This is a genomic window from Sphingobium sp. FG58 (assembly GCF_057809055.1).
This window is the reverse complement of sequence record NZ_JBMDJF010000021.1, coordinates 42,112-51,426: the sequence shown is the minus strand read 5'-3', so window position 1 is coordinate 51,426 and position 9,315 is coordinate 42,112. Positions and strand designations below refer to the sequence as shown.

The 9,315-nt window shown below is 57.3% G+C and carries 9 protein-coding genes; 3 read left to right on the top strand and 6 right to left on the bottom strand.

The genetic code is table 11. From position 1 onward, the window contains the following. Positions 1–375: 375 nt before the first annotated feature. Positions 376–939, bottom strand: a complete 564-nt coding sequence (locus ACODR8_RS17590; RefSeq protein ID WP_489008457.1) for a TetR/AcrR family transcriptional regulator — start codon at positions 937–939, stop codon at positions 376–378. Between the two features lie 109 nt (positions 940–1,048). On the opposite strand from ACODR8_RS17590, the gene ACODR8_RS17585 reads away from it, so the two are divergent. Beyond that, entirely contained in the window at positions 1,049–1,699 is a 651-nt protein-coding gene (locus tag ACODR8_RS17585; RefSeq protein ID WP_489008456.1) for a glutathione S-transferase, read from the top strand. A gap of 2 nt (positions 1,700–1,701) precedes the next feature. On the opposite strand, the gene ACODR8_RS17580 is transcribed toward ACODR8_RS17585, so the two are convergent. Continuing rightward, a complete protein-coding gene (locus tag ACODR8_RS17580) occupies positions 1,702–2,331 on the bottom strand; it encodes a TetR/AcrR family transcriptional regulator (protein ID WP_489008455.1) in 630 nt (209 codons plus the stop codon). A gap of 135 nt (positions 2,332–2,466) precedes the next feature. Between ACODR8_RS17580 and ACODR8_RS17575 the strand changes: the two genes are divergently transcribed. Beyond that, positions 2,467–3,345 (top strand): SDR family oxidoreductase, encoded by an 879-nt coding sequence (locus ACODR8_RS17575; RefSeq protein WP_489008454.1) that lies wholly within the window; start codon positions 2,467–2,469, stop codon positions 3,343–3,345. Positions 3,346–3,429: 84 nt separating this feature from the next. On the opposite strand, the gene ACODR8_RS17570 is transcribed toward ACODR8_RS17575, so the two are convergent. From ACODR8_RS17570 to ACODR8_RS17555, 4 genes are all read right to left on the bottom strand, one after another. Next, on the bottom strand, positions 3,430–5,691 hold the full coding sequence (locus tag ACODR8_RS17570) for a TonB-dependent receptor (RefSeq protein ID WP_489008453.1): 2,262 nt from the start codon (positions 5,689–5,691) through the stop codon (positions 3,430–3,432). Positions 5,692–5,811: 120 nt separating this feature from the next. Further along, the gene (locus ACODR8_RS17565; RefSeq protein ID WP_489008452.1) at positions 5,812–6,573 is read right to left on the bottom strand and encodes an SDR family NAD(P)-dependent oxidoreductase; all 762 of its coding nucleotides are present in this window, start codon (positions 6,571–6,573) and stop codon (positions 5,812–5,814) included. Between the two features lie 59 nt (positions 6,574–6,632). Then, on the bottom strand, positions 6,633–6,986 hold the full coding sequence (locus ACODR8_RS17560; protein ID WP_489008451.1) for a MarR family winged helix-turn-helix transcriptional regulator: 354 nt from the start codon (positions 6,984–6,986) through the stop codon (positions 6,633–6,635). Between the two features lie 232 nt (positions 6,987–7,218). Continuing rightward, positions 7,219–7,827: a TetR/AcrR family transcriptional regulator gene (locus ACODR8_RS17555; protein ID WP_489008450.1), complete on the bottom strand. Its 609-nt coding sequence runs from the start codon at positions 7,825–7,827 to the stop codon at positions 7,219–7,221. 205 nt (positions 7,828–8,032) lie between these two features. On the opposite strand from ACODR8_RS17555, the gene ACODR8_RS17550 reads away from it, so the two are divergent. After that, positions 8,033–9,256, top strand: a complete 1,224-nt coding sequence (locus ACODR8_RS17550; protein WP_489008449.1) for a cytochrome P450 — start codon at positions 8,033–8,035, stop codon at positions 9,254–9,256. Positions 9,257–9,315 lie beyond the last annotated feature (59 nt).

Below are 9,315 nucleotides of genomic sequence, written 5' to 3'. Positions count from 1 at the left end.
CCTTTCGTGGTCCAGACTATCACAGTCTCTGGGCCACTCAGCGGGGGGCAGATCAAAGCGCCGTTACATGATCGGGAAAGGCGGCGGCCGCATGGCCGCCGCCGCACGCCGCCAAGATATCCAAAGCCAGGCGATATGCTACGTCCCTGGAAGGATTGCAGCTAGGTCATCGATGCCCTGCCAGCCGCAGATGATGACGGGAGCATCTCGATCGAAACGCTGGGTTTCTTCCTCACGCACAACATTATGCATGACACGGTCGGCTTCGGTACAAGCGAATTCCTCGACGCCGGCGAAAATTTTCTCATTGCTACCTTAGGCGGTCAGGGCATCAATCAGCGTGTCGCTGTTGCAGACGAAGACGCCCGCCGCCATCTAGCCAGGCAAGAGTCCCGCCTCGCGATAGCTTCCGATTGCCGAATCGTAAATCGAGATATCTGAACGGCTTCTCGCCAAGAGCTGCGCACCACAAATAGCGGCAAATATAGCCCGCGCCCTCCGCTCACAGTCCTCGGCGGCAATAAGGGAAGCCGCAGAAAGTTGGCGCCCGATCCACGCGATATTGACGTCGGCAAAGGCTTGCACCTCCTTTGCCACAGCGTCGGGCAAATCATCATATTCGACCGCCATGAAACTGCCGAGACACATGCGGTTGTCGTTCTCAAGCGCCGTTCGGAAAGTGTCGGGATAGCAGTGCAGACAAGCTATCGGGTCCGGCGTTTCGTCGGACAGCGCTTCAAGGGCAGTTGCCGCATTCTCCCGATAGCGGCTTGCCACCGCGGCACCGAGTTCGGCCTTGCTGGGGAAATAATAGTGGATGCTTGCCGCCTTGATCCCAACCTCCTTTGCAAGATCGCGAAAATTCAGTCCGCCATAGCCGTGTGCCTGCGCCGATCGCGTGGCTGCATTCAGGATCGCCTCCCTGGTGTTCATACTCATCTCAATGTCCTCGGACCTCCACCGTTGTCTGTCAATCAACAGATAGTCGTTGACGTGGCGATCATGATAGCCATACCGAATCTATCAACTGGCAGGTAGGCGAATTGTCATGAAGATTCACGATATGGCTATGGGTCCTTATCCCGCGCGGGTGCGCATCGCTCTGGCCGAGAAGAACATGCAGTCGCGGGTCCAGTTCGTGCCGGTCGATCTTCTCAAAGGCGAGCATAAGACGCCAGAATTCCTGGCAAAAAATTATTCCGGTACCTTGCCGGTGCTCGAACTCGACGACGGCACGTTCATCGGCGAATGCACGGCCATCACCCAGTATCTGGATACTCTGGACGGCCATCCCACGCTGACCGGTACGACGCCCCTGGAGCAGGGCCTGATCCACATGATGACGAAGCGCGCCGAACTGGAAATGCTCGATGCCATCAGCATCTACTTCCACCATGCCACTCCCGGCCTTGGTCCGGATGTCGAACTATATCAGAACGAGGAGTGGGGCCTGTATCAGCGAGACAAGGCTCTTCGTGGCATGCGCTACTTCAACACCATATTGCGCAATCAGCCATTCGTTGCCGGAAATGTATTTTCCATGGCCGACATAGCCGTTATCGCTGGCCTGATCTTTACAGGTTTGCTTGACGTGGCCGTGCCCGCGGAGTGCGACACGCTAGTGACGTGGTATGACAAGATGCAGGAGCGCCCGAGCGTGAAAAACCGGATTACCATGTCTGACACAACGACAGCGTAGCCTTAGCATATATTCTCCGGGCGTTGCGTAATCGCGCCGGCCCGGAGCAACACGGCGGCGGCCTCGCGGTTGGCTTGCGCTATTTGTGAGTCGGACGTCGTTTGTGCCATGACGATCGCCCCCTGAATGAGCGACAATATCTGCAACACCGTCTTATCCGGCTCACTCAACGCCAATGGCGCGATGAGGTCAGCGACCAAGTCGTGTAGGCTTTGGAAATAGGCGGCGATCGTCGCCTGCACCTCTGGAGAGTCGGCGTCCGGGCCAAATTCCGCCAGGCCCCTTACGAATGGGCATCCACGAAAGGGTGCCGTTTGGAACGATCCGCCAAGTGCGTCAAAGATCGCCAGGACGCGCTCGACCGGTTTCAGTTCGGGCCGGTCGGTCGCGTTCGCGAGCATTTCTAGCCAGACAATGTTTTTGTGCCGGAGATAATCCGCCACCAATCGGGACTTGGAGGGGAAGTGCTTGTAGAAGGTCATCTTGGCAACGCCGCTTTCGGCGATGATCCGATCAATGCCGACGGTATGGACGCTGAACCGGTAGAATAAATCCGACGCGGTTCTCAGGATGCGCTCTCGCGGAGGGAGTGCGGCGAAAGCCTGATCGTCGAGATTGATCGTTTCCTGCATGCCACGGCTCCATTTTCCACCTGGCCCTGAACGATGTCGAAGCATGACCAGAGCGCCTTGTCGATTTTATATTTGCATAGATAGACAGGTCTGTCTATGTCTACGTCACCTACAAACGAGTCGATGGGATATGGAATGAGCAAGAAAATAATTGTCGTGACCGGCGCAAGCAGCGGGTTTGGGAAACTCACCGTGCTGGAACTGGCCCGGCGTGGACATAGCGTCATCGCGACCATGCGCGACGTTGATGGGCGCAACAGCCAGATCCGCGACGAACTGATCGGGGCCGCAAAGGCGGAAGGCAATCCGCTGCAGGTGCTTGAGATGGATGTCACCGAGGACGCATCGGTCCAGTCGGCGATCGACAGCATCATCGCGCAGCATGGCAAGATCGATGCGCTGGTCAACAATGCCGGGCTGATGCCGATCGGGGTGACCGAAGCCTATACGATGGCCGACGTCGAACGGCTGTTCGCGGTCAATTTCTTTGGTGCCATCCGTACCGATCGTGCCGTGTTGCCGCATATGCGCGCCGCTGGCAGCGGACTTCTGATTCAGGTCACGTCGTTGATGGGGCGGTTTACCATCCCTTTTTTTGGCATCTATTCAGCAAGCAAGTTTGCTCTCGAAGCGCTGGCCGAAACCTATCGCTACGAATTGTCCCCGTTCGGGATCGATTCAGTCATCGTGGAGCCGGGTCCGTTCCCCAGCAATCTCATTTCGTCCAGCCCTGAGCCGTCGGACACGGGCGTGCTCGCATCCTATGGTGACGTCGCGGCGATCCCTGGCCAGATCAAGGCCGGTTCCGACCAGTCGCACGATCCCGCCAATCCGCCACGCCCGCAACTCGTTGCCGATGCGATCGCACATTTGGTCGAAGCGACTGAGCGGCGCCCGCTGCGCACGGTCGTCATGCCAGACGGCCTGGATTTCGGCGTTGCCGCGATAAATGAAGCCGTTGCGCCCATCCAGAACGGCGTCCTCACCGCCATGGGTATGGAACATCTGATCTGAGAGTCGGACAAGATCGGCGGGCAGGGCCCGCCGATCTTGTCCCAACTCTGTCAGCCACTTTGCTGACAGTCGGACACCCGCTCTTTAGAAATTATATTCTACGCGCATTCCATATGTGACAGGCTTAGCCGCGCTGAAATATGTTCCATAGGGCTGGCTTGTCGTCCTGATGAGCGTATATTTCGTGCCGAATACATTATCGGCATATAGCCCAAGCCGGATGCCCGTGCCCGGGGGGCTTACATAGCCAGAGATGTTGGCGACGGTGTATCCCTTCTGCTGATCATGGCCCAGTTGCCCACCAGCGCCTGGCCAGAACAGGAAGCGCGAGCGATATTGGGCAATGCCGGAAAGACTGGCTTCCCAGCCCCCAATGTCGAAGCTGTAGCGGGCGTTCAGCGACGCAGTTACCCTCGGTGCGTGCGGCACTCGTGTTCCCGACAGGTCCATCGAGCAAGGATATAATGTTGCGCCTGGTGCCGTAGGATTGGAGGTGCCGGTTGGATCGAAACACACCTGCGAGGCATTCGGGTAGCGGAGATAGTCGGCATGGAGATAGCCGAACGACGCGCCGAGCTGTACACCGCGTACTGGATCGCCGTTGATTTCGAACTCTACGCCATAGCCTTCGGTCGCACCTGCATTCTGGGTGACGGTCCCGGATCCGGTGGCATCAAGGATCTGCGTCTGTAGCCCCTTATTCTTATAATAGAAGGCCGACAGCGCGGTCCGCAGCCTGCCACCGAATGACGATGTTTTTACGCCGACTTCGTGATTGAACATTTTTTCCGGGTCGACGGGCGCTCCGGGAAACGGCGCGGCGGAGGAAAATCCGCCTGCCTTGAAGGCGCGCGTATAGCTGTAATATATGTTCACGGGGCCGTTGTCCCAGGCAAGGACGAAGCGCGGCGTGAAGGCCTCGAACGAGGCTGACCTGGTGTAGGCCGCTGGCGCGCCGAACAACTGGAAGCCCGGGCCGTTGGTTACGGATATCCGCCGCTTGTCATGGGTGTAGCGCCCACCAGCAATCACCTTGATCTGATCCGTAATCTCATACGTTCCTTCGAGGAAAGCGGAGATGGAATCTGTCGTCAGGCTGTTGAAGCTCGCCGGGTAAGAGCCCGTTGCAGCAACGGAAAAATCATAGGCCGAACCGTCCAGCTGGATGTCCAGATGAGGCTTGTCGTGAAGATAATTGACACCGGAGATGAACGAAAATGGCCCATCGAAATTGGATGTCAGCTGAAATTCCTGCGCAAAGGCCTTTCCGCCATTTCTCAGCACATTGAAGAAAAAGACCGGCGCTTGCGTGAAGTCATTGTCGGCTCGCTGGACGCTGATATTATTGAAGTAGGTCGTCAAGCTTGAGATGTCGACGCTGCCCAGGCTGAGTTTCGCACGAAGATCAGCTTTAAAAAGTCGATTATAATAGGGCGTAGGCGCGTTTTCCCCGGCCTCATAGAAGCTGGATTTGGTTTGACCGGTCGTCTGGCAGACATAGCATATCGGCGCGCCATTACCGAGTTGATCGATGAACTCGAACGCGCGGCTCCTTTGCCACTCGACTCCGCCATATATTTCAAGGTCATCGGTCGGCGTCCACCTTGCGCGCGCGCGCAAGGTGTAATTATTCTGCTGGCCCAGCTTCGTACCATCATAATTGGTAATATAGCCGTCCTCTTTCCTCAGTCGACCGGCGACACGAATGCTGAAGGTGTCGGAAACCGGCACATTCAGCATTCCGTCGATCTGCCTGTGATCGAAGCGGCCATATTCCGCCATCACACGGCCCTCGAATTTGTCAGTCGGGTTCGCGCTGTTGAGCAGAAGTACGCCCCCTGTCGCGTTGCGCCCGTATAATGTGCCCTGCGGCCCACGCAGAACTTCGATCTGGCCGGGATCTACCATGTCCAGAAGCGAATTGAGGCCGCCGGCACGCGGCAGATATGCGCCGTCGAGATAGATCGCGACCGGCGGTTCAAGGCCAGGCGTGGTGAAGGGAACGCCAATGCCGCGGATGAAAAGCATCGTGAAGCCGGTTGCGGCTGCAAGGTCAGTGCCTGGCATCGCCAACTGGATGTCGCGAAGGTTGCGCAGGCCGAGCTGCGTTGCGCTTTGGGGCGAAATGGCCGTGATCGCGATCGGAACATCCTGCAACCGCTGGGACCGACGCTGTGCGGTCACCACGATTTCGCCTACCTGCCCGGCAGGCGCAGCACTATTGGTCGGCTGCGCTTGCATCGGATCGGCGGGCGTCTGTTGGCCCTGGGCAGGCGCGGCAATCGCCAGACCGACAAGAGCCATAGAGGCGCCGCTCAAAAGCGCGGATTTGGATATTGTCGTCATTTTAGTCCCCTCCTTATTTTATCGGTCCGACGTACTCGTCGGATCTCTGGTTGTCCGTTTGAATTGGCGCCCGGACTGTGCCTTGGAAACTCCTGTGAAGTTCCATCGCCCATGTTGATGTCAGGCTGCGGTGAGGCCGCCGTCCACGATCATCATTGTACCAGTCACGAAGCTTGCCTCGTCTGACAGCAGCCAGCGAACGGCGTAGGCGATCTCGTCTGGTTCAGCGAGGCGGCCCATGGGGTTGGCAGCCATCATCATGTCCTCCAGTCCGTCGAACGCGTCGATCTGCCCCTGCATCATGGGCGTCCGGGTGGCTCCGGGAAGCACCGAGTTTACGCGGATGCCCAGCTTGGCATAGTCGATCGCCGCCGCCCGGGAGGCCGCCACGACACCGCCCTTTGCGGTGCAGTAATCCGCGCCGCCAGGGAAAGCGGCTATACCTCCCGTTGATGCGATATTGACGATCGATCCCTTGCCCGCCTCCAGCATCGCGGGCACCTGCGCTCGCGTCGCGAAGAAAACGCTGCGAAGGTTGAGCGCATAAACGCTTTCCCAAAAGTCTGGGTCGATCTCATGCATCGGTCTGCCCTGGAACGGTTTTCCTGCGGCATTGCAGGACCCATCGAGCTTGCCGAACGCCTTCACCGCTGCTGCCACTGCTGCATGATGTTGCGCTTCATCGGAGACATCCAGCCTGACGAACTGCGCCTTTCCGCCATTCCCGATGATCTCGTCCGACACTTTCGTGCCAGCCTCGACATTAACGTCGGTAACCGTAATGGATGCGCCCGCCTCTGCGCTACGCAAAGCTACGGCGCGACCAATACCGCTTGCGCCGCCGGTGATCAATATGGAGCGCCCTGCAAGATTGCCCGCCATTCCAGTAATCCTTTCCTGTGCGAACTTCGCCGCTGTTGATCAAATAATATTGTGCTTGCTCAGATCGCCGGAAATGCAACGCTTTCCAGCATATTACGGAGATTCTCTAGTTCCGACTCAACAAGCTGACATGCCGCCTTTATTTTGCCAGGGACACTACGGGCTTCAACTTCCAAGGCGCGGCCTTGCGGCGCCACATCCACGAGCACGCGACGTTCGTCTGCCCGATCACGGGTCCGCGTCACCAACCCCGCAGCCGCCAGGCGCTTCAGCAGTGGCCTAATCGTGCCGGTATCCATGTCGAGGCGAACGCCGATCGATCCCACGGAAAGAGGCGTACCCCTTAAAAGCTCTGGCATCACGAGACATCGCGGGAATGTAAGGCATCGCGGTTCTAGACAGGGCTTGTGCATGAGCGCTATGCTGTTCGCCGCCCGGCAAGAGCGCGAAAAATAATTCGATATTGGCGCTATGTTCGACCAACGATAACCTGCCGTGCGCGTTTATAGAGTATGCATGGTACACAAATACTAAATACTAGGCAAGGGGAGGCGGGAGCGACTGGCGAATCTGCTGGAGCTTCGCGCTCACGCTTTTATCCGGATACATCACGCCAAGCGTGGCTCTGGCACGGTGGATTAACGCCTATTGCTTTGGCGAGAGGATACCGCGCAGTACGAGTTCGCAACCAGCCATGAAATGCGGATCGCTGGACGGATGTGTGCCTATATGGATGGCGAAAGCGCGCGTAATGACCAAGAGCATGTCGATACGAATGTCGATTTCAACCGCCGTGAAACCGTCCAGCAGAGGGCCAACGATCTTTCGGAACTCATCGCGAAACAGGCGATCAACGCGAGCCACGAGGGCTGCAAATTTGGGATTGCGCGCCGACTCCGCTAATGTTTCCAAAGCGAGGGCAGCGCGATCATAATCAAGAAACCACAGGATATCGTTCAAAAACTCATTGATTACCAGTTCGATGTCTGGCTTTCCGGCGCTGCGCAGTCTCGTCACGTGCGCCATGAAGTCCTCAAAATCTCGCTCGACCAGCGCGATCATGATCGCTTCCTTGGTAGCGAAATATTTATAGACGTGGCCGACACTCATCGATGCTTCGGCACATATTTGGCTCATGCTTGCCGCATGAAACCCGTCCGCTCGAACGCATGCGCGCGCTGCATCCAGAATCTGCGTCTGCCGACGCTTAAGCCGTTCTTCTCGCCGCAACATTACTGCCGTTGGTCCTGCCATTGCCACCTCATAATGCATCGCCCAGCGAACTGAAGGCTAAAGCTCATGCGGGCCTATCACATTGCGCCTTGATAGCAAAAAAGAGAGTGATCGCTCAAACTATTTATTGACTCGTGCGGCGAGTTGGATGCAATTGGCTTCATGGTTCCGCTGGCATGGCTCAATGAAGCCCGGAAAATGTCGATGGTTAGGAGAGTTTTAGGCTATGACGCTGACATCGCTACAGAGTTTCGCGGACCCCGAAATTCAAAAGTGTCCATTTCCATTTTACGACACGCTGCGAGAGGAGCAGCCGGTGTTCCATGATCCGAAGACGGGGCATTATGTCCTGACTCGGTATGAGGATGTCCGCAAAGCGTTGTTGAGCCCTTCGATACTCAGTAACAAGACGCCCTTTCTTGGCGATCGCTGGTCGCCGGAGGCGAATGCCATGTTTGAGGAGGACGGCTGGCTGCCGATGGATACGCTCGTGTCCAACGATCAGCCAGAGCACCGCACTTACCGCTCTCTGGTCGACAAGGTATTCACCTCTGCCAAGGTGAAAGGGCTGGAGCCTGCGATCAACGCAATGATCGCCGACCTGATCGATGGCATTTTGGATCGCGACGAGATCGATTTTCTCGAAGATTTTGCCATTCCCTTGCCGATGTTTGTCATCGCCGATCAATTGGGAGTCCGGCGCGAAGACCGGGTGATGTTCAAGCACTGGTCAAACGCGGCGGTCGAAACGACAGGTCCGCTGACGCCCGAGCGCCAGTTGGAACTGGCGAAGGTGCTGATCGAACTGCAACAATATATGGCGGTCCAGATCGAACGGGTACGCGCCGAACCAGACGATATGCTGATCAGTCGGCTGGTCAATATGGACACGGACGGCCGTCGACTGAACGATCAGGAACTCCACAGCATCGTATTTCAGATTCTTGTCGCTGGTAACGAGACGACGACCACAACACTTGCTTCGGGCATGCGCATTTTGATTGAGCGCCCAGAGCTTGCCGACGCGATCCACGCTGACCCGGCGAAGATCGCGACCCTGGTCGAAGAAGCACTGCGCACCGCTACGCCGCTGCAATGTCTGTGGCGTACGGCCTTGGCCGATGTCCAATTTGACAACGTCACTATCCCTACCGGCTCGATCGTCGAATTGCGTTTCGGTGCGGCGAACCGCGACCCTGCACAGTTCGGCTGTCCGGCGGATGTCGACCTCCAACGGAAAAATGCCAATAGCCATCTGGCGTTCGGTGCGGGCATCCATCTGTGCATCGGTAATCAGCTTGCGCGGGGCGAGTTGCGCCTGGCGTTTCAGGCCCTGACGCAACGGATGAAAAATTTCCGGTTCAGCCGGGGCGGTGACAGTTGTGTCCCGCTTGAAGGATACACGCCTTATGGATTACAAAAACTCTGGATGTCATTCGACCCGCGGTAGTGAGCAGGGGCAGCGGTTGTAGCTCGGTGCCCAACCCTGTCCGACGGTTTACCTTGGCG